The sequence below is a fragment of the Cocleimonas flava genome, from assembly GCF_004339015.1.
GTDB classification, from domain to species: Bacteria; Pseudomonadota; Gammaproteobacteria; order Thiotrichales; family Thiotrichaceae; genus Cocleimonas; species Cocleimonas flava.
The window spans coordinates 555059-581030 of record NZ_SMFQ01000004.1 but is presented as its reverse complement, the minus strand read 5'-3'; the positions used below and the strand labels follow the sequence as shown (position 1 = coordinate 581030).

Genomic DNA, 25972 nt, shown 5'->3' with positions numbered 1-25972 from the left:
TTTTTGACTATTAAGAGTTGAAAATCTTTAACAGCGTTTTAGAAATTAAATTATCTAGAATTTTCTGGATAGAGTAATGGAGATATAAGCATGGCAACTTCACCTGATGATAAGAAATTGGCACAGACCCACACATTTCGTCGTTACGATGATGGCGATGATACGTGGAGCAGCATGGGAGACCATATCTTCCAGGAAGATACATCGTATAAATGTCCTACCTATATTCAGAAAACTCCACCATGTCAGGGAAGTTGTCCTTCTGGTGAAGATATCCGTGGCTGGCTACAGATTGTCCGTGGCATAGAAAAGCCAACAGGTGACATGACCATGCAGGAATATGCATTCCGTCGTTCTACCGATGCGAATCCATTTCCTTCTATGATGGGTAGAGTTTGTCCTGCACCTTGTGAAGAAGGTTGTAACCGAAATGATGTTGACGAGTTTGTAGGAATCAACTCTGTAGAACAGTACATTGGTGATCAAGCGACAGCGGCAGGTTTAACTTTCGATGATTCTGCAACGCCAACAGGTAAGAAAGTTGCCATTATTGGTGGCGGAGTTGCTGGAATGGCGGCAGCGTATCAATTACGAAAAATGGGGCATTACTCAACAATTTTTGACGATCATGCACAATTGGGTGGCATGGCTCGTTACGGTATACCGGGATATCGTGTACCACGTGACAGCATGGATGCTGAAATCGCCCGAATTACAAATATGGATGGCGTTGAAGTAAAACTAAACACACGTGTTGGTAAAGATGTGGCGGTTGCTGATCTTGAAAGTGAATATGATGCCATTCTTTGGGCATTAGGTTGTAAAAATGGTCGTGGTTTATTTGTAGATAACTGGGATCAAGTTCCTAATGCTGTTACGGCAGTAAAATTTCTGGAAGCCTTTAATCTTGGTGATATGAAATACACTGCACCTAAAGTTGTTTGTGTGGGTGGTGGTGATACTTCTATCGATGTGGTTTCTGTCTCTCGTCGTATCGGTTCATTAGCTAATTACACAGAGCACGCTGAAGATGTTGCAACGGGTAAAGTGAAGCATGATGCAGAACCTGCGAATAAAGTACCTGCGGAAGTTACCTTAACGTCATTGTTTCCATTGGATCAAATGACCGCTGCCGAGCATGAAGTTCAAGACGCACTAATCGAAGGCGTCACAATTTTAACCGAAGTAATGCCTTCTGAAATCGTTGTTGACGAAAATGGCAGAGCCATTGGACTTAAAGTGGTTGAAGCTGTTATGGAAGGCAATATGCCTAAGCCAAAAGAGGGCGGTAAAGAGACGTTAATCGAAGCTGATCTTATCGTTTCTGCTATCGGACAGTTTGGTGACTTAGAAGGTGTCGAGGAATACGGTAATGACCGTAACGCTATCGATGCTGATAACTTTTATCAGGTTCCTGGAAAAGAAGGACACTTCGTTGCTGGTGATATTGTTCGTCCTCACTTATTAACGACTGCAATCGGACAGGCTTCAATAGCTGCTGAAACCATTGATCACTATCTTGTTCATAACGAAGAAAAGTTAAGCAAACGTCCAAAAGTCGATAAACACCATTTTGACTTATTAGACAAACTAAAAGAATTTAACTTGAGCCCGGTTTCTTATGAAGAGGGTAAAGAAGAAGATCTTCGTGGTACAGATAAAGACGATTTTGCAGTACATAACTTTGATGATCGTTCTGAACATGAAATTGTCGCTTCCAGCGAACTATTCCTGGGTCATTTCGAAAATGTAGAGCGAAATAAACGTACTGAAGATGTGCCAAATGAGAATCAGGTACTAGGTCACTTTGTCGAGCGTATGAACGCACTTGAAGAGCAACAAGTTGTCGATGAAGCGGAACGTTGCATGAGTTGTGGTATGTGTTTTGAGTGCGATAACTGTGTTATTTACTGCCCTCAAGATGCTGTCTTCAGAGTCAAAAAAGACCAATCTACAACGGGAAGATATGTTGATACTGATTACAACAAATGCATTGGTTGTCATATCTGTTCTGATGTTTGTCCTACAGGCTACATTGAAATGGGCCTAGGCGGTTAATTCTGGCTATCAGCAATTTTCAGAGAACAATATGTTGAGAATTCAATCTACATTCACACGGTTTTTAAAACAGTCAGTACCTTTGGCTGTTTTATTATCGTTTTTATCGGTAACACTTCTAAGCTTAAGTGCCTGTGATAGTGAGCCGCCTGCATTGATGAAAGCATCAAAGCAGTTTGATTCTGATGAAATCCGCGATAAACATGTAGCTCACATGCGTAAGAATCACATGGATGAGCTTATGCATAAACGAGATGAAACTGTCTACAATGGAATTCGAACGCAAAAGTATAGTTTGAATGCCTGCATTAATTGTCATGTGCCAGAACAGCATAATGGTGAAGTTTTACGGCATACCAACCCCGAGCATTTCTGCTCGACGTGTCATGGCTATGTAGCTGCTAAATTAGATTGTTTTGAATGTCATGTTGATCACCCTGTAAAGCAACCAACTACATCAATATCCAATTCAATACAGAATTATCATAATTCTAAAGCACATACTGAAATTAAAAGTTATATCCAGGCAAATGTAAGCGATGAAATTGCAACACTGTCATTGGCTAAAAACGTCACTTTTGATACCAATGAAGTTTCAGATGTGAAAACAGATCAAAGTAATAAAGCGAGCTCTAAAAAAGGGAGTGATCAGTGAGTAAGATAGATTCATACCGCCGAAATTTCCTCTCTGGCCTAGCAGGAACAGCAGCAGCTGTAACAATTGCGCCGGGTGTATTCTTGCGCGAAGTGCAGGCTAAACCTGCCGATGAGCCAATCAGCGATAAAGTACGTTGGGGCATGCTGATAGATATTAATAAGCTGAGCGATGGCGGTGATGCCTGTATTGAAGCCTGTAAAAAAGAACATGGTTGGGGTGATGAAAAACACTCAAACGATCAACAAGATGCACAATGGATACGTAAAGTAAAAGTCACAGAAAAAATGACTGGTAAAACAATGAGTTTACCCGTTATGTGTCAACATTGTGAGACTGCGCCTTGCGTCGATGTATGCCCAACTGGTGCATCAATGAAGCGTGCAGATGGAATCGTCCAGGTGAATAAACACATCTGTATTGGTTGTCGTTACTGCATGATGGCGTGTCCTTACAAAGCCAGAAGTTTCGTTCATGAAACTCTGGTAGATCAACGCCCAGGCACTCCCCGTGGTAAGGGTACGGTTGAATCTTGCAATATGTGTGTTAATCGCGTCGATGCAGGAAAGAATCCAGCGTGTGTTGATGCAGCGCCTGAGGCAATGCTATTTGGTGATTTAAACGACGAAAACAGCCAAATCAGCAAAGTATTAAAACAATATGGTGGAACGCAGATTCGTGCTGATCTCGAGTTGAATACTGGCGTGCGTTACTGGGGTATATAAAATGTCTACAAATACCGTATTCAGTGAAGTTAAAAATAGTGGTCTCGGCTATTGGGCTGTTTTGGGTTTCTTTGGTTTATTGGCTTTGGCTGGTATCGCTGCGTTTTACTACATACATCATCATGGTCATTATGTTACCGGGATGAATAATCAAATCGTATGGGGGATGCCTCATGTGTTTGCGATATTCTTAATCGTTGCTGCATCAGGTGCTGCTAACGTGGCGACTGTTGGTACGGTCTTTGGTAAAAAAATATATCAGCCATTAGGGCGTTTATCTGCTTTTCTCGCAGTAGCGCTACTGATTGGTGGTTTGGTCGTTTTATTGCTTGATTTAGGAAGCATAGGACATGTTATCGAAATGGCATTTGGTTATATTAATTTTAAATCGATATTTGCGTGGAACATTATCCTTTATTCCGGTTTCATAGCAATTATTGCCGTCTATCTATGGACGATGATGGATCGCAGTAAAGCGTCTAAAAAACTGTATAAGCCTGTTGGTATCATCAATATGATCTGGCGCTTTGTGCTGACTATGGGTACTGGCTCAATCTTCGGTTTTCTGGTTGCGAGACAGTATTACGATGCCGCAATTCTAGCGCCATTATTTATCGTAGCATCCTACGTATATGGTACTGCGATCTACACATTAGTGCTGATGGCAAGTTTCAAAATGACGGGTCGTGAATTAGGTGATGCCGTATTAAATCGTTTACGTTATACCTTGGCGATTTTTATTGCCTTGGTATTTTTCCTGGAATTAGTGAGGCACTTAACCAATCTCTATGCCACAGAACATCATGGTGTTGAGTCCTATATCCTTAATGGTGGTCCGTTCTCTAATCTATTCTGGTACGGCCAAATCCTTTTTGGGAGCTTGGTACCTATGTTTCTGGTTTGGTGTACCTTCCTTAGAAATAATAGAATGGCATTGGCTGTGGCCGCAGCATTAGCTGTTTTTGGCGGTCTTGCCCAGATTTATGTGATCTTGATTGGTGGACAATCGTATCCATTGGTGTTGTTCCCAAACTCGGAAACCAGTAGTACATTCTCTGATGGTGTTTTCAATGCATACTCAGCTACCTTGCCGGAATATCTTTTAGGTATAGGCGGAGTAGGTCTTGCCATTTGTTTCCTGATTATCGGGATGAAAATCTTCCGGTTGTTACCAACGACGTTGTCAGATGCGAGTGTAGACCCACATCATTCTTAAAAACTCATTACTTAGTATTCACTAGGTAATGATCTGAGTGAATAGTTTATTAGTTAGTGTTTAGTCATGTATTGAGCCATGTATTGAGAGCTATGTAGAACTCCATCTAGTCAAAATTAAACTCACAATGAATTAATTCAAAGATATTTTAATCTCTGTAAAACCCTGTAAAAAAAGTGCCCCAAAGTAGGGGGGTGCCTTTAATCAAAAACAACAGTCTCTTTTTATTGAAAATATCCAGTCTCGCATCTCTGAGATTCCACCAATCTAATAGCTGTTTTTGCCTTAAGAAATGCATTGTATTTCGTTAGATAACTTGAGTTGAACACCTCATTTTACAATCATTTATATTGTTATCTAGATATGAGTTCACTATGTAAGACTGGAGTTCATTCAGAAAAGGATGAGAAGCTGATTAAAGTAAACGATACGAAACGACTTATCACATCACAACTAAAGGAAAAGCGTAGCCAATAATCAAAGAGAGAGAGAGAACTAGATTAAGATTAAATCTATAGTGAACTAAGCGTTTGGCGTAAAAGACAGCAGAAAAACTGCCTCAAAGTAGGGGGGTGTCATTTTAATCAGAAGCTATTCGTTGAAGTTAGCTTCTGATTAAAATGAAGTAATAGTCGTGTTTTTGCTTAGCTAACCATACTAATCATCACACCTGCTGCAATAGCAGATCCAATAACACCAGCAACATTTGGTCCCATAGCGTGCATAAGTAAATGGTTGTGTGGGTTTGATTCTAGTCCGACTTTATTCGATACACGGGCCGCCATAGGCACAGCAGAAACACCTGCAGAACCGATCAACGGGTTGATTGGATTCTCGCTGAATTTATTCATCAGTTTAGCGAGTAAGATACCCGAAGCAGTACCAATACAGAAAGCAACTGCGCCTAATGCAAGAATACCCAGTGTTTCCCAGTTAAGGAATTTATCTGCGCTCATTTTTGATCCAACACCCAGACCAAGGAAGATTGTTACAATATTGATCAATGAGTTTTGAGCAGTATCACTCAAGCGATCTACCACGCCCGCTTCACGCATTAAGTTACCAAAACAGAACATCCCTAAAAGAGGAGCCGCGCTAGGTAATACCATTGCGACAAGTCCAAGTAGTAATAATGGGAATACGATTTTTTCTGTTTTCGTTACATGGCGTAACTGAACCATTTGAATAGAACGTTCTTTTTCAGTGGTTAATGCACGCATAATAGGCGGCTGAATAATCGGAACCAATGCCATATATGAATAAGCAGCAACCGCTACAGGTCCGAGAATATCCGGGGCCAGTTTACTGGTTACGAAGATAGCTGTTGGGCCATCTGCACCACCGATAATACCAATAGCTGCAGCATCATTCAGACTAAAATCAAGGATACCAAAGTAGCTTAAGCTTACTGCGCCGATGACCGTTGCGAAGATGCCGAACTGAGCTGCAGCGCCTAATAATAAGGTTTTAGGATTAGCAAGTAGCGGACCAAAATCAGTCATCGCGCCCACGCCCATAAAGATAATAAGCGGGAACATACCTGAGGCGATACCAACGTTATAGATGTAATACATCATGCCGCCAGGACTCGTCATGTGTCCAAGCGAATCATAAACGGGGGCCGCTTCAAAACCGCCACCTGGCACATTAACCAGAAGTGTACCAATAGCGATAGGCACTAAAAGTAGAGGTTCAAACCCCTTTTTAATCGCAAGATAGAGCAACACCAAGGCAACAAGCATCATAGCTGCCTGGCCAAATTGTAATTGAGCGATACCAGAATCGCCCCATAATTTTAATAGAGTTTCCATGAGCGAGTCCTAGGCCAGTGTCACTAATATATCGCCGAGGGCTACATCGTCGCCTTCTTTTACTGCGACATCTACGACAGTAGCGGACTTAGGTGCGATCACCGTAATCTCCATTTTCATTGCCTCAAGAATGATCATTACATCACCTTCATCAACGAGATCTCCCGGAGCGACCTGAACCTTAAATACGTTTCCTGCCATCGGTGCTGGGAAACCTTCCCCTTCCGAAGAGCTTGGTGCGGCACCCGCGCCAGCTGCTGATGCGCCTGCAGCAGATCCGCCAGAGGTAGGAACAACACCCGTGATATCACCACCATTGCCAACGGTAACAACATGATCAACGCCATCAACGGTTACGGTGTAAACCTCTTCTCCCGTTGCTGATGTTACTGTAGAACCTTCTTTACCTGTTGGGATAGGCTCAAATGCATCAGGGTTGTTTCTGTTTTCAAGGAATTTCAATCCCACCTGAGGGAATAGAGCATAGGTCAGAACATCATCGATCAAGCCTTCGCCTTCAGTAAGTTCTATAGACTTCTCTTTAGCAATTGCGACAAGTTCGTCTTTGATCTTATCTAATTCAGACTCGAGTAAATCAGCAGGTCGGCAAGTGACTAGTTCGTCTCCAGCCAAAGCTTCCTTTTGTAACTCTTCATTCACGTTAGAAGGCGTTGCGCCATATTCGCCACGAAGAACACCGGCAGCCTCACCGGTAAGCTTTTTATAACGCTCACCTGTTAATACATTGAGTACAGCCTGTGTCCCAACGATTTGAGAAGTTGGTGTAACCAGTGGAATATAACCAAGATCCTTTCGTACTCTAGGAATTTCCGCTAATACTTCGTCTAGTTTGTCGCCAGCACCTTGTTCTTTGAGTTGACCTTCCATATTGGTAAGCATGCCACCAGGAACTTGAGCCAGTAAAATACGTGAATCGATACCTTTTAAAGAACCTTCCCACTTTGCGTATTTTTTACGAACTTCACGGAAGTAAGCAGAAATTTCTTCAATAAGGACTAAATCAAGACCCGTATCGCGGTCTGTGCCTTGCATGGTCGCAACCATTGATTCTGTAGAAGAATGGCCGTAGGTCATCGACATTGAAGATATTGACGTATCAACGCGAGCCGCACCAGCTTCAGCACATTTAAGATTGGTCATGCAAGATAAGCCAGTCGTGGCGTGACAATGCACGTGGATGTCTAAATCAACAACCTTCTTTAATTCAGAAACTAATTCAAAGCCAGCATAAGGTTTTAGTAATCCCGCCATATCTTTGATACAGAGTGAATCACTGCCGATGTCTTCAAGGCGTTTAGCCATATCGAGCCAGCCTTGTAGATCATGAACAGGGCTAACGGTATAAGACATGGTAGCTTGAGCATGCTTACCTGTTTCCTTGACCGCCTTTAACGCTGTTTCCATATTGCGGGTATCATTCATCGCATCAAAAACACGGAAAACATCTACGCCGTTTACGGCCGCTCGTTCTACGAATTTATTAACAACATCGTCTGCATAATGACGGTAACCGAGGATATTTTGAGCACGAAACAGCATTTGTTGAGGCGTTTTAGGCATTGCTGCTTTAAGTTGGCGAATACGATCCCATGGATCTTCACCGAGGAAGCGTATGCAAGAGTCAAACGTCGCTCCGCCCCATGTTTCAACTGACCAATAACCCACATTATCTAGCTTTTCAGCAATAGGTAACATGTCTGCAAGTCTCATTCTAGTCGCGAATAAAGATTGATGCCCATCACGTAAAACCACATCAGTGATTTGAAGTTTATTGGGGTTGTTGCTTGTATTTTGTTTCTGACTCATAGTGCTTTAACTATTTCATTTAGGTTATCGTTTACCCCAACAAAAAATGGGAATTCGTTTATTTACCTTTACGGTGTTGGTCTATGGCTGCTTGAAGTATTTTTAAGGTAGCAGGAGCAATACTAGCCCCACTAGCTGCCGTAGCTCTCTTTTTTGGGGTAGGTGGTTCAATAATTTTTTCAGGAAACCAGCGTAATATCGTTTTAGACATGCCCGCGGTAGCGAAAATAAGTATCGTAAGGAAAATAAATACTGTCCCCATGCCAAAAAGCATGAGATTAAACCCTTGTTCTATTAAAGAATTATCCATATTTATAGAGTGTTCTTGAATTAATGATTAAAAACTGAAAATTTATTTCAGGAGGGATACTACCATCATAATAGGAAAAAAAGCTGACAATCACAGCAAAAGTTTCAATTATGAACCAGATACAAATTATCTTTCCTGTTAAGTGATGTCAATTCAGATCGTTTTCATACTGGAAAAGCAATTTTAATTATTGGAAAATCAATTGATGAAAAAAGTGGCTCAAAGTAGGGGGGTGTCATTTTTTATTATTTATTTTTAATTGATAACTACCTTAACTCTATTAATTCATTTGTGCATTAATCAGACTTTTGAAGACACATGTTTACATGTGCACGCTTTTTAAATGAATCTGATTATCCGAGTTATTATTTAGGTGGAATTAAACAAAAACTGACAAAAGGACTATTTTGTTAACCGTTTATTTAAATAATTTTAATTCTTTTGATTAAGTTTTTTGGGGTTTATAGTGAGCATTAATTTTTACTAAAAAACAGGTGGTTACATCAAATTTTATTGATTTTTACTCGATTCAAAAACTCACTTATTTAGCAAAGCAGAGTACATATGCTGTCTCAAGCAATTGCTTGTAAATTTAGTTTGCGTATATAATTATTTTCGAGACATGTAAAAAAATATAAACGTTGAAACGTTTTAAAATATAAAAATAACTAAATATATTCGATTTTCAAATGCAGTAAATGGGATGAATCGCAGCTTATCTCTTTTACTTCCAATATAAAAATAATGAGGGATATACCAATGATGTCTATAAGGAAACATCAATCTTTAGCAGTAAAATTAACTATGGTTCTAATGACTTTTTTAATGTTATCAGCATGTGGTGGCGGTAAGAGCTCTACTTCAGTTGATGAAAATTCACAAGAGACGTTAGAAGAAAAAGCTAAATGGGGTTTTAAATGGGATGACGGCCACGTTTGGCAGTAAGACAGAATATAAAAATAAGTTTTAAGTATAAATAACAAGGGAGATTGGAAGTGTATAAATTAAGATCTAAGAAAACGTCATGTTTATTAGCGATACCTTTAATGGTAGGAGCTAATTCAGTATTTGCAGAAAGCACAGTGGTAACTCATACATTTGTAGCAGGCCAACCTGCACTGGCATCAGAGGTGAATACAAATTTTTCTGACTTAGCGAGTGCTATCGATACCAATAAAGAATCACTAACCGTACTTAGTACCAGCGTAAATGAGATGGTAGGAATACCCGGACCTCAAGGTGAACAAGGTCTGAAAGGGGATACTGGTAGTACCGGGCCTCAAGGAGCTACAGGTCCTCAAGGTGCCACTGGTGCTACAGGAGTAGCAGGTCCTGCTGGGGAAAGAGGCGCAACAGGACCTCAGGGAATTGCTGGTAATACTGGTGCTACGGGCCCACAAGGTCCAGTTGGGCCTATGGGAGTCGAAGGGCCACAAGGACCAATAGGCCTTAGTGGTATTGCATGTTGGGATATAAATGGTAACGGTTTAGGTGATTTAGCAACCGAAGATACGGATAGTAGTGGGGTTGTTGATGTCCTAGATTGTAAAGGCGCTTTAGGAGCTGAAGGTTCCGCAGGCCCACAGGGTCCGATTGGCCCGCAAGGTTTAACCGGTGCTATCGGCCCGAAAGGAGATACTGGGCCTACTGGTGCAGATGGAGTAGCCGGACCTATTGGTCTTCAAGGGCCAATAGGAAATACCGGGCCAGAAGGGCCTCAGGGTTTAGTGGGACCAATTGGACCACAAGGACCACAAGGTGATACAGGACCTGAAGGACCGCAAGGAGCTCAGGGTTTGCCTGGTACCGAATTGCCTGATGGCGCTAATACAGGCGATATTATTGTGTGGGATTCTGATCTAACGCCTCCTGCATATAAAACGGCATCAAATCCAGTACCTACTAACGGTGTTCCAGTCGGAAGTATGCTGTACTGGGACAATGTTAGTGAAAGTTATGTTGCTGGGGGGAAGCCAAGTTATACTGCAAACTATGATCAGCCTGTGAATAATATGCAACCTTTTAACACAATCAATTATATCATTGCATTGCAAGGTGTTTTCCCTTCACGAAGTTCAGTTGACCCCCTTTTGGGTGAAATAATTATGTTTAGTGGAAACTTTGCACCTAGAGGTTGGGCTTTTGCAGATGGTCAACTATTAGCTATATCGCAACATTCAGCATTGTTTTCGATTATTGGTTGTACCTATGGTGGTGATTGTAGAACCTCATTCGCTTTACCAGATCTTCGTGGGCGTGTACCCATTCATCCGGGTAATGGACCTGGACTCTCCCCTAGAGTATGGGGTGAAAAAGGTGGTGCTGAATCAACTCTTATCTCAATTCAATAAAAATTTTACTATTATAAATGTAGAGGCCTGCGCAAAGCAGGCTTCTTTTTGTATCACTTACGCGTTATATGAATTTATGATTAAACAACTGCAAATTGCTTTAGTTCCCGCTTTAATTATTGGTTTGCTATTAAATATGGTAACCGTTCAAGCCCAAGAAATAACTGAACAATCATCTTATTTAGCGCAAATTAAATTGCCGAAAATGATTGGTAGTGGAAATCCCAAAAACAAAATTCTTATTGCCATAGTAGATGATGGTATTAGAACTTCTCATAAAGATATCAATAAATATATTTGGAATAATCCACTGGAAAACCCCGAAAATGGTATGGATGATGATGGGAATGGCTATGTAAATGATATCAATGGGTGGGATTTGGCTGATAATAATAATTCTGTGATACCGCCTTTAAATACTCGTTTCGACTTTTATCATGGTACGCATTTAGCCGGTATTATTACCAGAATCACAGAATCCATTTATGGTGATAATGCCCCAAAGTACATAAAGATAATTCCAGTTAAAAGTATTAAGAATGAAGCGAATACACCATATATAAAATACGGCTATCAAGGTATTGAATATGCAATAAATGCAGGCGCCGATATTATCCTTACAGCTTGGGGAGTAGGGCATGTTTCGGATCATGAATCAAAAATTCTGAAGCAGGCAAAAGATAAAGGAATTTTAGTGGTTGCGGCCGCTGGAAACCTTTCGACAAATAGTAAGCAATACCCTGCAGCAGAAGCTAGCGTCTTATCAGTTGCGGCACTTGATATTGATAATAAAAAGATTAAACCGTCCAACTTTGGTGCATACGTTGATATTTCAGCCCCTGGTGAAGATATTTACAGTGCCAGTTTTAGTACGGATAGCGGATACGAAAAACATACGGGTACCTCGCAATCATCGGCAATAATCACTGCTGTTGCAGCAATTGTAAAGTTACAGAATCCTGCTTATTCCTGGGAGCAGGTTAAAGCGTGTATCAAGAACAGTGCTGATCAGATTGATGCGATTAATCCTCGTTTTAGCAATAAGCTCGGGGCAGGTGCAGTTAATCTGGCTAAAGCAATAGCCTGCGATAGCTTGAAGAACAACAATGAAAATAATAAGCGACTAATTAATCCTCAGGGTTATTTAAATTTAACTTCCAATATAAATATTAGTGGGGATCAACAATCCCGTACATGGTCAATCAAACCTAATGGTCGTTTTAAAGGTATAAGGTTTAGAAAAGTTTCATTATCAAGTGATACAGGTGATGCAGTAATCAGTGTCCACAAGGGTTTAACCGCAGATTCACCTGCGTTTCTTCAATATTCCCTAGCGAGTATGCCAGACAGTTTCTATATTCCCGGGGCTACAGCTTCGGTGCGTTTAAAAGCTAATTCACCCTTAGAAGGGCTTGTAGAATATAAAGTGGAGCCGATTGATTTCACGACACTATATTGCAGTGACACTAAATTTTTAAAAAAGGAAGGGGTGCTTGAGGATGGCAGTGGCGCAGATGATTATTCTTATAATAGTAGTTGCAAATGGTTAATTACAGCACCACAGGGAAAAGTGATTCGTTTTAACTTTGCCGAACTAAATACAGAGGCAAAAATAGATAAGCTCTATTTCTTCAATGGAGAAAAAACCAATGGAAAAATCATGGCACTTATCAGCGGTTCTAAACTCCCTCCAGAAATAGTGAGCTGGGGTAATAAAGTATTAATCTGGTTTGTCTCTGATGGAAAAAATCAAGGGCAGGGCTGGAAATTTAACTATAGTTTTGAAGATCTCTAATGAATGCAACTCTTTCTATAAATAGGCATATCTAATAATAGAAATGATGTCATATTTATACCTTTCTGATATTTTGTAAACCATGTCTAAATTATCATCAGCTACGGGGATCGATGCCTCAATTCAAAAATATATTGGTAGTTATCCCGCTACAGTTGTAGGGCAAGTTAGGTCATTAGTGGCTAATGACAAGTTGACTGATTTTTTATTACAGCGGCATCCTGTGCCACATACTATTTATAATGATCACGAGTTACGTGAGTATGCAATAGGGCTGAAAAATCAGCATATTAAGAAATCTTCACCGTTGAGCAAGGTGATTTATGACAGCAAAATTCATGTGGTACACAATGCTTTGGGTTTGCACAGTTATGTCTCGCGCAAACAAGGGAGTAAGCTTAAGGCAAAAAACGAATTGCGCGTTAGTGCGGTGTTTAAGCAATCATCCGAAGCATTGTTAAATATGATTGTCGTGCACGAGCTAGCCCATTTGAAAGAGAAAGAACATAACAAAGCATTCTATCGACTGTGTTTACACATGCTACCTGATTATCATCAATTGGAATTTGAAATGCGTTTGATGCTTATCCAGTTGGAGCAGGGTGGTTCGATTTATGATTAATAGCACTAATATTTCTAGCTAACCCCAATAATCAAAAACCAAAACACACCCCCCTACTTACAGGCGTTTTTTTCATAACTATTCATTCTGTATTACGTTATCCTGTGTTTCGCATTCCCGCTGCAATGGCATTAATTGTCAGCAATAGCTCATCAATCCAGGGTGATTCTTCTTCGGATTTGCTGATAAATTCCCGGTGTCTTCCTAGTACCGTTATCTGGATATGATTTAATGGATCAAGATATGGTTCGCGACGTTCCAGTGAATATTGCAACAATGGTGTTTCTTGAAGAAGATTATCGATCTGTGCAACGGATAATAATTCTCTAACGGTTAGGTGATATTCAGCGGCTATTTTGTCGTAGATAATGGCTGAGCGTTTCTTGTCTTTCCACAGGTTTGAATATTCCTTGGCGATATCCATTTGCGCTTTGAATAAAGACATTTGCACATTACTCAACAACGCTTTGAAGAATGGCCATTTCTGGTACATTTCTCTTAACAATAACTCGCCATGTTCTTTACGGAATGTTTCGAGGGCTGTTCCAATACCATACCAGGCAGGTAGCGTATGTCGTGATAGTGACCAGCCAAATACCCAGGGAATAGCACGAATAGACGCTTTAGAGCGATCTGTTTTACGGTGTGAAGGGCGTGATCCGATATTCATCTGCCCAATTTCGGTAACGGGTGTGTTTTCGTAGAAATAATCCTGAAAACCTTCGGTGTTATCCGTCAAGTCTCGATAACTTTGCTCTCCTGAAACGGCGATATCTGCCATTGCCTGAAGATAATTATCTGCATATTTCCCATGCTTTTTGACGATAGATTGACTCGCTTTTAACAGCCCTGTGATTCCCACACCCAATTCATACACTGCGGTTTCGGTATTACTGTATTTGTTTGATAAGACTTCACCTTGCTCGGTGAATTTGATTTGACCATGAACGGTATCAGGCGGTTGCGAAATTATCGCTTCATGCGTTGGACCGCCGCCACGTCCTACAGTCCCTCCACGACCATGGAACATACGGCATTTAACGCCATAGGAGTCTGTTAGTGCGATAACCTGTTTCTGGGCATTGTATAAATTCCATTGCGACGCGAGGATGCCGCCGTCCTTACATGAGTCGGAATAACCCAGCATGACTTCCTGTAAATTCCCCGAAACTTTAAGTAATTCCATATACACAGGGTTTTCGAATAGATTGGTGAGTACTTCACTGATGTGACGTAAATCTTCAATAGTTTCGAATAGCGGGGAGATTTGTATATTGCAGAATGGTTTGCCATCGGCATCTGTGCCAACGATACCTGCCAGTCTAGCCAGGAACATCACTTCTAAAACATGGCTGGCGGTATGCGTCATTGAAATGACATACGTACCAAAAATGCTATCGCCTGTTTCGGCGCGCATTTCCTCCATCGTATCAAATAATTCTAATGCCTCGACAGATTCTGCAGATAGTGATTCCGGATTGGGTTTTGGTAAATTAACCCGCGATATTAAATTTGCCAGAGTTTCAATGCGTTGTGTTTCAGATAATGTCTCGTAATCCTGATCTGGGGTAAATTGCTTAAGCACTTCGGTAACCGTTCGTGTATGCACGGTTGATTCTTGTCGAAGATCTAATTTATACAAAGTGAAACCACAGGTTTCTACTAAGCGGATTAAATCTTTAAGTTCTCTGTTAGCAATATACTGATCGTTGTGACTGATCAGAGAGTCGCGTATTAAATAGAGCTCATTGAGAAACTCAGTAACTTCTTTGTAGGTGCCTTTTAACGCGCCAGAGGACATATCAGCTTTTTCTCCACTGATATAACTTCTCACGATGAGAAAGTTTGCATTTAATCTATGCGCCATATAGTCAAGTTTCTGTCTATAGGGCTCATTTTCAAACAGTTCGGTTTTTCGTTTAGAAATAAATTCTTTTAGTTCTGCTTCATCCGCTTTCAGTGAAGTTATAAATTCTGCACTTGGTGTTATGTATTCTATATCGTGAGATAAAATACTACGCAGTTTCACAATACGACAATGGTATTCGTTGAGCGCTTCTTGCATATGCAGGCGAATGGCATTTCGAGTGACGGCAGGGGTTACAAAAGGGTTGCCATCTCTATCACCACCAATCCAGGAACCGAATTTTAATAGGCTGGGTATGTTAATTTTTCCAGAGCCATACACTTTACGTGTTGCTCGTTCAAAATAACGATAAACCATGGGTATTGCTTCAAACAGGCTTGCCTGAAAATAAAACAGCCCGTAGCGCACTTCATCTTCTACCGTTGGTTTGTTTAACCTGACTTCTTTAGTGCGCCATAATAATTGAATTTGCGATTTGAGCTGGTTTTGCAGTGAGCCTCTTTCTTCTGAAGTGAGTTCGTCTCTATTCAGTTGATCAATTATAAGAAAGATACGACGCTGTAATGTCATCATCGTTCTTCGGCGAGCTTCAGTAGGGTGGGCCGTAAAAACCGGGGTGTAACGTAACTCATCGATAATTCTTTGCATATCTTCTGCAGAGATTCCAGATTCTGCAATTTCATCGACCGTTCTCAGGAATGAGCCTTGCCAGAGTTTTCGATCGTCTTGTTTATAGAGGTTACGCCGTTCGCGGTGCAAATAATCTTCTTCAACAATATTGGAAAGTACATAAAAGGTATTGAAAGCACGGGTCACTTGTTTCAGTGTGTGTTCGTCAAGTGTTTCGATATATGCCATGAGATCCAAACGTTTTTGTGGATCATCTTTATGACGCAAGCTGATATAGCCTGTTCTTAAGTATTCAACCGTATCAAAAATCGCTTCACCTTCTTGTTCTTTCAAAACCTCGCCAAGAAGGTTTCCTACAATACGAACCTGCTTTTGCAGTGGTTCCATATTTGTTTCTGGTTTTTTTGTTTGTACTTCATTATTCATAAGAATTTAATACGCCGTTAAATTTATTGGTTAATGATTACTTGCTCATTGTGGTTTTTCTTAAAATGCGGTTACTTATGCTTTTTTACAAGTGGTTTGCAAAAGCCTCACCTTATTATTTAGATTAGAATGAATAAAAAATCATAAATAAATTATGTGGTTCAGCTTTTAGACAGCTAAACCTCGGTATTATAGACGACGCTAACAACAAGAAATCGCTTGAGCGATCACATTCAACGGGCCTAGTGCCCGTTTTTTTTCGCCTAAAATTTGTAAGATTTCTGTGACACTCTCTAAAACTATGTAAGAATGCGTCCATGAATGAATCAACCAAACCATCTCCACGTAAAGGTATTTATCTCTTACCTAATTTGGTCACTACAGCGGCTTTATTCAGCGGATTCTTCGCCATTCTAGCTGCGATGAATGGTCAATTCGAAAAAGCCTGTATCGCTGTTTTTGTGGCCATGATCCTAGACGGACTGGACGGCAGAGTTGCACGCTGGACCAATACTTCTTCCGAATTCGGTGAGCAATACGATAGCCTATCAGATCTGGTTTCATTTGGTTTAGCACCTGCATTGGTCATCTATCAATGGTCATTAATTTTCATGCGAGACACGAGTGTATCGTGGGGCAAACTAGGCTGGATGGCTGCGTTTATCTATGTGGCTTGTGCGGCATTAAGATTGGCTCGTTTTAATTCTCAAATACATGAAGTCGATAAAAGACATTTCATTGGCTTGCCAAGCCCAGCATCTGCAGCGATTGTTGTAGGAATGGTATGGATGCTTCACGATTTGGAATTTGAGGGTAAAGCACTTCAGATTCCGGCATTGCTGATAACCATCTTCGCAGGATTATTGATGGTAAGTAATGTTAAATACAATAGTTTCAAAGACTTTGACTTGAAAAGTAAAGTGCCGCATCTGGCGATATTAGTCATTATTTTGATCTTTGCTTTAGTGCAGGTCGCACCTCCAATAGTGCTGTTTTTTGTGTTTTTTATCTATGCCTTATCTGGACCTTTCAACTGGTTACAAACCAGAAGGAAAGCATTGAAGCGTTTATCTGAAACACAGAATAAAAAAACGGGTGATGATGCGTAAAAGCACATCATTAAATGTGATTTGCTTGAATAAATTAAGAAATGAAATTATATTCGAAACATGAAGCACCGACATAATAGAGTTCATTTTGCCAAGACCAATAACATTATTGCGTCAAAAGCCAAGGCAATTACAAAAAATCAATCTTCGGATTTGATCGTGTTAGCAACGCTTGTTTCACTTCTACTGCTCAGTTTGTTACTCCTTCTGCCTTTGGGCAGCTGATAATTGCCTTTGCGAGGCTAAACGCAACTTCCATTTATTTTTTTGTAAACTTTCTCTGAAGCCTTCTTTAGACCTATAATTGGTTATTATTCGCGCCCAGAGAATGGAGTAAATACCAATGACAACTAATACTAATTCTAACGATCGTTTGATCGTTTTTGATACAACTTTGCGCGATGGCGAGCAAAGCCCAGGGGCTTCCATGACGTTGGAAGAAAAGGTGCGTATAGGCAAAATGCTGGAACAAATGCGTGTAGATGTTATCGAAGCTGGTTTCCCGATTGCCAGTCCCGGTGATTTTGAGTCAGTAAAAGCCGTGGCTACTGCTGTAAAAGACAGTACTGTCTGTGGTCTGGCTAGATCGTTGGATGCAGATATCGAACGCGCTGGCGAAGCGCTAAAGCCAGCTAACTCGGGTCGTATTCATACCTTTATTGCGACATCACCGATACATATGAAAGAAAAGCTTCGTATGCAGCCGGATGATGTACTCGCGCAAGCTATTCGTGCCGTTAAAAAAGCGCGCCAATACACAGATAACGTTGAGTTTTCAGCAGAAGATGCGGGCAGAACAGAGTTCGATTTTTTATGCCGTGTTGTAGAAGCCGCCATCGATGCAGGCGCAACTACCATCAACATCCCTGATACTGTTGGATATAATATTCCGCATCAATTTGGTGATTTGATTCGTCGTTTAATCGAAGCAGTCCCCAATGCTGATAAAGCTGTTATTTCAGTTCATTGTCATAATGATTTAGGTTTGGCAGTAAGTAATTCTTTGTCTTCGGTGTTAAATGGTGCGCGTCAGGTTGAATGTACTATCAATGGTTTGGGCGAGAGAGCAGGGAATGCGTCTTTAGAAGAAATCGTAATGGCTATTCGTACCCGTCATGATGTATTCGATTGTCATACTAATATCGATACTTCCTTTATCGTTCCGGCATCACGCTTAGTGTCTTCTGTTACAGGTTTTCCTGTTCAACCGAATAAAGCCATTGTCGGTAAGAATGCTTTTGCACATGAGTCTGGCATTCATCAGGATGGCGTTCTTAAATCAAGAGAAACCTATGAAATCATGCGTGCACAGGATGTAGGCTGGTCAGACAATAAAATCGTCTTGGGTAAACACTCAGGTCGCAACGCTTTGAAATCGCGTTTAGAAGAGATCGGTATCATTCTTGATAATGAAGAAGCTTTAAATGCTGCATTTTCGCGTTTTAAGGATGTTGCAGATCGCAAGCATGAAATTTTTGATGAAGACTTAATTGCAATTGCATCTGAATCACAGGCTGCTTTAGAACATACTCGTTACCATCTAGTCTCTTCTTTTGTCTGCTCTGAAACGGGTGAAACACCAAGAGCTAAAGTCGTGTTAAATATCGATGGTAAAGAAGTCACTGGCGAAGCAGAAGGTGGTGGGTCAGTTGATGCGGTATTCTCTGCAATTAAAACCATTGTTGAAGACCATGGCACACTTGAACTGTATTCTGTCAATAGCATCACTAGCGGAACCGATGCGCAGGGTGAAGTGACAGTTCGCATTGAGAAAGCAGGGCGCCAGTTTTATGGAAATGGGTCTGATCCTGATATAGTCATAGCGTCTGCTTATTCTTACCTTGATGCACTGAACAAGTTAGCCAGTGACGAAAGCCGAGCTCACCCTCAGCATAGTGTTTAACAGACATTGCTTAACAGACAGCATTATAAATAATGTCACACATAATCTATGACTAGTCCTGCACAATTAAACTATCTAAATGCCATGGGAATCCCTGTTTGGGTTTCCCGTGAGTTAGTCATTGATGAAGCATTGTTGATTGATGAGGGACGCTCAGCATCAACGAGCTCAGCATCAACTAATGCAGCACCTAATCAGTCTGCAGAACGTACTGCGGATAATTCTTCTGGTGGCTCAAATGCGATAGAAAATATTCTGCAAGATCTGGAGCAAAAAGAAGACAAAAGCAGAACCGCGAGAGCTAGAACTAGTGAAGCATCACAGGCGGCCAGTGAAACCATTAGACGGATCACTGAAACACTTGAGTCTGAGCCAACAGCCTCTAAGCAAGCACCAACAAACCTCCCCAATATTTTCAATAAAACCGCCGAACATACTGTTTACGCAGAAGGAAGTTTAGACGCTAAGTGGATGATTATTGGGCAAAACCCCGAGTTTATAGAGCACGAACACGGGCAGCCTTATAATAGAGAAGAAGGTGTGTTGATGGAAAACATGCTGCGAGCAGTAGGAATTCCAAACCCGAGAAACGATGCCTATTTAGTCAACGTATTACGAAATTCACAGCAGAATGAAACTGATGCTAAAGTCTCGAAAGCAGAACTCAACGTCATTCTTCAAGAATGTATCAAGCAAGTGCAGCCAGAAATCATAGTCATTGTCGGGCAGTTGGCAGCGCAGAATATATTACATAGCGATGAGCCTTTAGCACGTTTAAGGGGCAAACCATTTACCTTGCCAGAAACAAAGATACACATTGTCGTTACTTACTACCCAAGTTACTTATTGAGTAAACCCTCGGATAAGCGTAAAGCCTGGGAAGACTTGAAACTGGCAATCAGTTTGATTGATTAAAATGAGTTTGATTACAGAATGAAACAATCTACTCAATCGACTCAACTTCAATACCTTCGCCCCATGCTGCATGAGGATTTGACAGAGGTTATGGTGGGGGAGCTTGCCTCTTATCCATACCCATGGACTCTGGGTAACTTTAAAGACTGTATCGATAATAAGGCTTATTCTTGCTGGGTGTTTCAACAGGGTAAACAGCTCAATGGACATGTCGTAATTTCCGCGGTGGTCAAAGAAGCGCATATCCTGAATATCTGCGTTTACCCAGAATTACAGGGAAAAGGGTGGGGAAGAAAGTTACTTGCAGAAGCAGAAGCTATCGCTGAAAAGCACGACGCAGAAACTGTTTTTTTAGAAGTCAGGCCCTCGAATAAAGCGGGAATCAATCTTTACCAAAGTGAAGGTTATAATGAAATTGGTTTAAGAAAAGGTTATTACCCTGCGGATAATGGTCGTGAAGATGCAGTCGTGATGGCAAAGACTTTAGTCTTCAAGTCGTTATAAGAGATCGTAAATAAGAATTCGTAAATAAGAAATCGTAAAAACCTGCTAACTGCTAACTAATTACTCTGTTGTTATTGCGTCGCTTTCTTTAAAAAAGCAATTAACGCTTTTCTTTGTTTATCATCCGCTACTTTTTGCAGTGGCATTTTAGTACCAGGTACCACTTTCGCTGGCCCTTCTACAAATAATTCGTCGATGGTTTTTTCATCCCAGATAATGGGTGAATCCTTCAAACTGTCCGAGTAATTATACCCTGCAAGACTGCCCGCCTTTCGACCAAAGACGTTATGCAATGTCGGTCCAGCGCGATTTGCATCATTTTCGTTCAAGGTATGACAGACACTACACTTGCGTGCGAATTGTAATTCTCCCAATGGCAAACCTGTTTTAACCTGAAAGCGTCTGGGCTTGTGGTCTATCCATAGGTTTTCATCGTCTTTATCGGTGATTTTCCAATATTTCACTTCGTCATCGAGTGAACCATAATAGAGCGATTTACCATCATGATTAAATGCCAATGCCCAGACAGGACCCAGGATGGTTATGGTTTGTCCTTTTAACTCCCAATTAGTAATATCCCAGACCCGAATTATTCCGTCATTTCCACCGCTGGCAATCAAATTATGCTGTTTAGATACGGCTAAGCCCAGGACAGGTTTTTCATGCGGAATCAACACCTTGACGATTTTTTCTGCGGTAGGATCGAATATTTGAACATCGCCATTGGTAGTGCCAAAGATGAGTTGTTTTTGCTCCGGTAACCAACGCATGATATTGATCGGCCAGCCGTGAGAATGGAGTACTTTAATGAAATCACCAGTGGTTGCATCCCACGAGCGAATCTTGCCATCGTAACCTGCGGAATAAAGTGTTTTTGCATCCTCTGAAATCAACACAGCATTGACAGGATGATTCTGCACATGGATTTTATGGATCAGCTTATGAGTCGCTAAATCCCATAAAATCACATGACCATCCCAGCTGGAAGTGGTGGCAACTTTGGCATCATTGGAGATATCGATGGAAACGACTTTGGCGAGATGTCCTTCTAGCTGAGCGATGACCTTCTTTTCTTTCAAGTCCCAAACGTACACATTGCCATGATCGCCAGATGATATGGCTTTGTCACCTGATGGGAAAAACTGAATCGCACTTACTGCGCCTTTGTGTGCAATAAAACGGTGGTGTTGGCTATTTGGTTTGGTTTTTTTAGCAACTTTTGATGCGTCTGGGGATGCGTTCAGGGATGCGTCTAGATCCCACAACATTACGGCATAATCGAGGCTGCCAGAAAGCGCAGATTTACCATCAGGACTAATTGCGACGGTATTAACCGGACCACCATGACCTACCAGATTTCTATTATTTTCGGCAGCGTCAGCATTAAGATTGCTGTGAAACAGCAAACACATAGGGAGAACGAAAGTAATGAAGAAACGTTTCAATTGGTGGCTCTTTTATTCCTTACCTAGAGTTTATAGAATAAAAAGTCGAAAAAGCCAAATCAAGAGTTTGTTTTTGGATTAGCTTTTGTGTGTTTGTAGTTTATCCATGTTCTAAAAAAAGCCTCCAAAGTAGGGGGGTGCATTCAATAATTAATGATTCTTTAACTTAAAGATTCTTTAACTTAAAGGACTCTTTGCCAGTGCTACTTATCTGATACTTTAATTAAGCCATTTATTACGCTCTCTATTTCAGGCTCTTGCCAATCCATTGCTCCCGTTGCGGCGAAGCTGAGCTTTCCGGTTTTATCGACGATGAAATTACTCGGATAGACATAAACTTTCCAGGCTTCAGTTACGGCCGAGTCGCTGTCTTTTAAAATAGGAAAGTTGATTCCCATCGTTTGGGTAAATGCCTTTATCACCTCGGTGTCTTCACGAACGTTGACAGCAAGTATTTCCAGATCCTGTTTGTATTTTTCTTTGAGTTTTACCAGTGATGGCATCTCTTCGATACAGGGACGACACCAGCTAGCCCAGAAACTGACGACAATGATTTTATCGTGATAGTCAGTGAGATTGTGTGGCTTGCCACTCAGGTCGGTTAATACAAGTGATGGAGTAGTAAGTGTTACTTTTTTTAGCATGTTCAAGCGCTTTTTGGTTTTAACGACCGTGTATTCTTTAATAGGTTTCAGTGGCGCTGACTCAGCAAATGCCAGCATACTTAGTGCATTGTTTATTTGTTTCGGAAAAGCATCTTTTGCTTTTAAATCTATGGGAGTTAGATCTTCTTTATTTCTGGCATGAAATCCACCCGTAATGCCTTTGAGGACATGCGTGTATACTTGACTGCCACCTTGTTCAAGCGCTTTGATGAGTTGCGGTAATGGCACGTAACGCGGTGATCGTTCCGCCTGAAAAACATACAAAGGCAGATTACTGTGTTTTGCAATATCAAGATATTCAACCCTTTTACCTATGTCAGGCGTTTGTTTTTGCAAATAGGGGGCGATGAGAATTAGTCCCGCAATAGTGCCTGTATTTTCACTGGTGTTTGTATGGGGGGTATTTATGGCTTTTTCTGTTTGTAGCTGATGTAACGCTTTTAGGGTGTGGCTTGCTGCTCTATCACTGGCAACGATAAAGAGCGTATCGAATTTGTCTGCGTAGTATTTGATGAGGTCCCTATAATCTTCTTCGGGGATTTTTTCCAAGGCAGATCGGGAAGGGCTTAAAAAGTAACTGTCATGCCAGTCGGGCATCAAAATGTGCAGATCATTTTGTTTGCTAATTTCTAGAACCGTTTTTTGTAGTTCGCCAGAGATGCCTCGTTCCGAGGTAAGCCAGAGGATATGCTTTTGACTTTCAGCTGAGCCGTTTTCTTCTACATTGATTTCTTGCTCTGAAGGTAAAAGTACTGTTTCTGCGGATGCGTGTGAACAAAACAATATCGTAGATATCAAAATACCGAAAAAATAACCAGAATATGTTTGTCGTTGCATTTGCCGATAGTAATCGTTTTTATTTTAAATTTAAACACACCCCCCTACTTACAGGGCATTTTTTGAAAACTAGTCTATAACTAAGTAAGTGGTATTCGAAATCGAAATTGATGATGTTTTCTTAAAATTAAACGGTTCTTATTGAGCTAGATGCGAGTGAGATCAATGAAGCCGATACAAAATGCAGTATCTATATTATGAAACGTCATGGCAGTATCAACTTATGACAGGCGTAAATCTGAAACACTGTTATTGTTAATTATGCAGAGGGTTAATCAATAGCAATTTCTATATTTACTTCATTGGTGATATTTCTGTTTAGAGGGGTTAGGGATATTCTTCTAAGCTTGAGTTTTCTGGATATTTAAATTTTAAGGTATCAGATTAGTAAAACTTCGGAATTTCAATATCGGTAGATAAATACCACTGAATTTATGAATACTATTTTTCTTAAGTTGATCTCGATTGAGTCAAATTTACAGATTTATAAATCAACTATGATTTTAGAGTAACTATTTATAACTGGTAAAATGATAATGGCTAATACTAACAAAGAAAAACCGTCTCTAACTACATTGCCAGCTTACAAGAAATTGCAAAAACACTTTGCTCAGGTAAGTCAGCTTCACATGCGCAGATTATTCAGCGTAGATCCACAAAGAGTGAATAAATATTCCATCGAATATAACGGTTTATTTCTGGATTATTCAAAAAACCGGATCTCACACGAAACCATTCCTTTGCTCTGTGAGCTTGCTAAAGAGGCAGATTTGGAAAGTTGGCGAGAGCGCATGTTCAGCGGTGAAAAAATTAACAATACCGAAGGCCGGGCGGTATTGCATACTGCGTTACGCAACCGAACCAATACGCCTATCATGGTGGATGGTGAAGACATCATGCCAATGATCAATTCGACCATTGATAAGATGGACGCTTTCTCTGAAAAAGTCAGGAAAGGAAGCTGGAAGGGTTACACCGGTAAAAAGATCACTAACATTGTCAATGTTGGTATTGGTGGTTCAGATTTAGGGCCGAAGATGGTCTATGAGGCATTGACCCCTTATCACCATAAGCGTTTGAGCGTAAATTTCATTTCAAATGTTGATGGCGCACACATTGATCAATCGCTAGAAAAACTCAACCCAGAAACAACGTTGTTTGTGATTTCTTCGAAAACGTTCACCACACAGGAAACATTGACCAATGCACACGTTGCCCGTGAATGGTTTTTGCAGTCAGCGGTAGATGAGGCGCATATAAGCAAACATTTTGTCGCTGTTTCTACGAATCGTGAGGGCGTCATCAAATTTGGCATCGATCCAGAAAATATGTTCGAGTTCTGGGATTGGGTTGGAGGACGCTATTCGCTCTGGTCAGCGATTGGTTTATCCGTGGTTCTGGCAGTTGGTATGAAGAAGTTTAAGAAGATGCTGAGTGGCGCGCATTCGATGGATCAGCATTTTAGGGAAGCGCCACTTGAACAAAACATGCCGGTGATTCTGGCTATGCTTGGAATTTGGTACAACAATTTCTTTGAAGCAGAATCCTACGGTATTTTTCCGTATGACCATTATTTAAGAAGTTTAACCATGTATCTGGAACAGGCAGATATGGAAAGTAATGGTAAATCTGTCGATAGAGATGGTCGCAAGGTTGATTATGCAACCGGCCCCATAATTTGGGGGATGTCGGGAATTAACGGCCAGCATGCGTTTTATCAGTCGATTCATCAGGGTACGAAAATGATCCCATCGGATTTTATTGTATCGATGTTGACGCACAGTACCCATCAGGACCAACATAATATTATGTTTGCGAATGCTCTGGCTCAAACTGAGGCATTGATGCGTGGCAGAAATTTTGATGAAACCTTAGCCGATATCAAGGCAAGTGACGCTGATCTGGGTGATATTGAAAAGCGGATCCACCACATGGTTTTTGAAGGAAATCACCCGACTAACACCATACTCATTCGTAAATTAACACCACGCACTCTGGGAATGCTTTTAGCACTTTATGAGCATAAGATATTTGTGCAGGGCATAGTCTGGAATCTCAATTCCTTTGATCAGTGGGGAGTTGAACTGGGTAAGCAACTGACCAAAACCATTCTCGAAGATATCGATCAACCGTACGAAGTTAGAAGTCATGATGGATCAACCAATACACTCATCAATTATTACCGTGATGTTATTGGTGTAGGAACAGAATAAGTTTAATAACAAAATACTGGCATAGTAATTGCTTCATTTTACATACTAATGGCTGTTTTAAACAGTCATGCGAATAAAGGGATAACAA

At 40.9% G+C, this 25972-nt stretch carries 19 protein-coding genes; 13 read left to right on the top strand and 6 right to left on the bottom strand.

The genetic code is table 11. From position 1 onward, the window contains the following. Positions 1 to 90 precede the first annotated feature (90 nt). The 4 genes from EV695_RS14365 to nrfD are packed head-to-tail and all read left to right on the top strand — an operon-like array spanning position 91 to position 4654. Entirely contained in the window at positions 91 to 2058 is a 1968-nt protein-coding gene (locus EV695_RS14365; protein WP_131906669.1) for an NAD(P)-binding protein, read from the top strand. Positions 2059 to 2089: 31 nt separating this feature from the next. Further along, entirely contained in the window at positions 2090 to 2713 is a 624-nt protein-coding gene (locus EV695_RS14360; protein WP_131906668.1) for a hypothetical protein, read from the top strand. Beyond that, the gene (dsrO, locus tag EV695_RS14355) at positions 2710 to 3438 is read left to right on the top strand and encodes a sulfate reduction electron transfer complex DsrMKJOP subunit DsrO (protein ID WP_131906667.1); all 729 of its coding nucleotides are present in this window, start codon (positions 2710 to 2712) and stop codon (positions 3436 to 3438) included. The genes EV695_RS14360 and dsrO overlap by 4 nt, the downstream gene beginning before the upstream one ends. 1 nt (position 3439) lies before the next feature. Further along, complete coding sequence (gene nrfD / locus EV695_RS14350; protein WP_131906666.1) at positions 3440 to 4654, top strand: NrfD/PsrC family molybdoenzyme membrane anchor subunit; 1215 nt, start codon at positions 3440 to 3442, stop codon at positions 4652 to 4654. A 644-nt stretch (positions 4655 to 5298) separates the two neighbouring features. Here the strand turns inward: nrfD and EV695_RS14345 are convergent. The 3 genes from EV695_RS14345 to EV695_RS14335 are packed head-to-tail and all read right to left on the bottom strand — an operon-like array spanning position 5299 to position 8602. Then, entirely contained in the window at positions 5299 to 6465 is a 1167-nt protein-coding gene (locus EV695_RS14345) for a sodium ion-translocating decarboxylase subunit beta (RefSeq protein ID WP_131906665.1), read from the bottom strand. A gap of 9 nt (positions 6466 to 6474) precedes the next feature. Then, positions 6475 to 8292, bottom strand: coding sequence for a sodium-extruding oxaloacetate decarboxylase subunit alpha (oadA, locus tag EV695_RS14340; RefSeq protein ID WP_131906664.1), 1818 nt, complete (start codon positions 8290 to 8292; stop codon positions 6475 to 6477). 58 nt (positions 8293 to 8350) lie between these two features. Next, complete coding sequence (locus tag EV695_RS14335; protein ID WP_131906663.1) at positions 8351 to 8602, bottom strand: OadG family protein; 252 nt, start codon at positions 8600 to 8602, stop codon at positions 8351 to 8353. A gap of 759 nt (positions 8603 to 9361) precedes the next feature. Here EV695_RS14335 and EV695_RS14330 point away from each other — a divergent pair. The 4 genes from EV695_RS14330 (at position 9362) to EV695_RS14315 (ending at position 13370) form a co-directional block, all read left to right on the top strand. After that, the gene (locus EV695_RS14330) at positions 9362 to 9547 is read left to right on the top strand and encodes a hypothetical protein (protein WP_131906662.1); all 186 of its coding nucleotides are present in this window, start codon (positions 9362 to 9364) and stop codon (positions 9545 to 9547) included. A gap of 50 nt (positions 9548 to 9597) precedes the next feature. Then, a complete protein-coding gene (locus tag EV695_RS20425) occupies positions 9598 to 10953 on the top strand; it encodes a tail fiber protein (RefSeq protein ID WP_131906661.1) in 1356 nt (451 codons plus the stop codon). 76 nt (positions 10954 to 11029) lie between these two features. Further along, a complete protein-coding gene (locus EV695_RS14320) occupies positions 11030 to 12748 on the top strand; it encodes a S8 family serine peptidase (RefSeq protein ID WP_243651639.1) in 1719 nt (572 codons plus the stop codon). Between the two features lie 82 nt (positions 12749 to 12830). Beyond that, positions 12831 to 13370 (top strand): YgjP-like metallopeptidase domain-containing protein, encoded by a 540-nt coding sequence (locus EV695_RS14315; RefSeq protein WP_131906659.1) that lies wholly within the window; start codon positions 12831 to 12833, stop codon positions 13368 to 13370. 97 nt (positions 13371 to 13467) lie between these two features. On the opposite strand, the gene ppc is transcribed toward EV695_RS14315, so the two are convergent. Beyond that, a complete protein-coding gene (ppc, locus tag EV695_RS14310; protein WP_131906658.1) occupies positions 13468 to 16293 on the bottom strand; it encodes a phosphoenolpyruvate carboxylase in 2826 nt (941 codons plus the stop codon). A gap of 317 nt (positions 16294 to 16610) precedes the next feature. Between ppc and pssA the strand changes: the two genes are divergently transcribed. From pssA to rimI, 4 genes are all read left to right on the top strand, one after another. Continuing rightward, positions 16611 to 17402, top strand: a complete 792-nt coding sequence (gene pssA / locus EV695_RS14305; RefSeq protein ID WP_131906657.1) for a CDP-diacylglycerol--serine O-phosphatidyltransferase — start codon at positions 16611 to 16613, stop codon at positions 17400 to 17402. A 343-nt stretch (positions 17403 to 17745) separates the two neighbouring features. Continuing rightward, positions 17746 to 19305, top strand: a complete 1560-nt coding sequence (locus EV695_RS14300) for a 2-isopropylmalate synthase (protein ID WP_131906656.1) — start codon at positions 17746 to 17748, stop codon at positions 19303 to 19305. A 48-nt stretch (positions 19306 to 19353) separates the two neighbouring features. Then, positions 19354 to 20220: a uracil-DNA glycosylase gene (locus EV695_RS14295; protein WP_131906655.1), complete on the top strand. Its 867-nt coding sequence runs from the start codon at positions 19354 to 19356 to the stop codon at positions 20218 to 20220. Between the two features lie 18 nt (positions 20221 to 20238). Next, the gene (gene rimI, locus EV695_RS14290) at positions 20239 to 20724 is read left to right on the top strand and encodes a ribosomal protein S18-alanine N-acetyltransferase (protein WP_207907092.1); all 486 of its coding nucleotides are present in this window, start codon (positions 20239 to 20241) and stop codon (positions 20722 to 20724) included. Between the two features lie 71 nt (positions 20725 to 20795). On the opposite strand, the gene EV695_RS14285 is transcribed toward rimI, so the two are convergent. Together EV695_RS14285 and EV695_RS14280 are read right to left on the bottom strand one after the other, a co-directional pair. Beyond that, positions 20796 to 22169 (bottom strand): c-type cytochrome, encoded by a 1374-nt coding sequence (locus EV695_RS14285; protein WP_131906654.1) that lies wholly within the window; start codon positions 22167 to 22169, stop codon positions 20796 to 20798. A 203-nt stretch (positions 22170 to 22372) separates the two neighbouring features. Beyond that, a complete protein-coding gene (locus EV695_RS14280) occupies positions 22373 to 23671 on the bottom strand; it encodes a TlpA family protein disulfide reductase (protein ID WP_131906653.1) in 1299 nt (432 codons plus the stop codon). Between the two features lie 536 nt (positions 23672 to 24207). On the opposite strand from EV695_RS14280, the gene pgi reads away from it, so the two are divergent. Next, positions 24208 to 25884 (top strand): glucose-6-phosphate isomerase, encoded by a 1677-nt coding sequence (gene pgi / locus EV695_RS14275; RefSeq protein WP_131906652.1) that lies wholly within the window; start codon positions 24208 to 24210, stop codon positions 25882 to 25884. Positions 25885 to 25972: the final 88 nt, after the last annotated feature.

Bases quoted from the DNA above. Each gene is read 5' to 3' on its own strand.
- EV695_RS14365 (WP_131906669.1), top strand. From the start codon at position 91: ATGGCAACTTCACCTGATGATAAGAAATTGGCACAGACCCACACATTT.
- EV695_RS14360 (WP_131906668.1), top strand. From the start codon at position 2,090: ATGTTGAGAATTCAATCTACATTCACACGGTTTTTAAAACAGTCAGTA.
- nrfD (WP_131906666.1), top strand. From the start codon at position 3,440: ATGTCTACAAATACCGTATTCAGTGAAGTTAAAAATAGTGGTCTCGGC.
- EV695_RS14345 (WP_131906665.1), bottom strand. From the start codon at position 6,465: ATGGAAACTCTATTAAAATTATGGGGCGATTCTGGTATCGCTCAATTA.
- oadA (WP_131906664.1), bottom strand. From the start codon at position 8,292: ATGAGTCAGAAACAAAATACAAGCAACAACCCCAATAAACTTCAAATC.
- EV695_RS14335 (WP_131906663.1), bottom strand. From the start codon at position 8,602: ATGGATAATTCTTTAATAGAACAAGGGTTTAATCTCATGCTTTTTGGC.
- EV695_RS14330 (WP_131906662.1), top strand. From the start codon at position 9,362: ATGATGTCTATAAGGAAACATCAATCTTTAGCAGTAAAATTAACTATG.
- EV695_RS14320 (WP_243651639.1), top strand. From the start codon at position 11,030: ATGATTAAACAACTGCAAATTGCTTTAGTTCCCGCTTTAATTATTGGT.
- EV695_RS14315 (WP_131906659.1), top strand. From the start codon at position 12,831: ATGTCTAAATTATCATCAGCTACGGGGATCGATGCCTCAATTCAAAAA.
- ppc (WP_131906658.1), bottom strand. From the start codon at position 16,293: ATGAATAATGAAGTACAAACAAAAAAACCAGAAACAAATATGGAACCA.
- pssA (WP_131906657.1), top strand. From the start codon at position 16,611: ATGAATGAATCAACCAAACCATCTCCACGTAAAGGTATTTATCTCTTA.
- EV695_RS14300 (WP_131906656.1), top strand. From the start codon at position 17,746: ATGACAACTAATACTAATTCTAACGATCGTTTGATCGTTTTTGATACA.
- EV695_RS14295 (WP_131906655.1), top strand. From the start codon at position 19,354: ATGACTAGTCCTGCACAATTAAACTATCTAAATGCCATGGGAATCCCT.
- rimI (WP_207907092.1), top strand. From the start codon at position 20,239: ATGAAACAATCTACTCAATCGACTCAACTTCAATACCTTCGCCCCATG.
- EV695_RS14280 (WP_131906653.1), bottom strand. From the start codon at position 23,671: ATGCAACGACAAACATATTCTGGTTATTTTTTCGGTATTTTGATATCT.
- pgi (WP_131906652.1), top strand. From the start codon at position 24,208: ATGGCTAATACTAACAAAGAAAAACCGTCTCTAACTACATTGCCAGCT.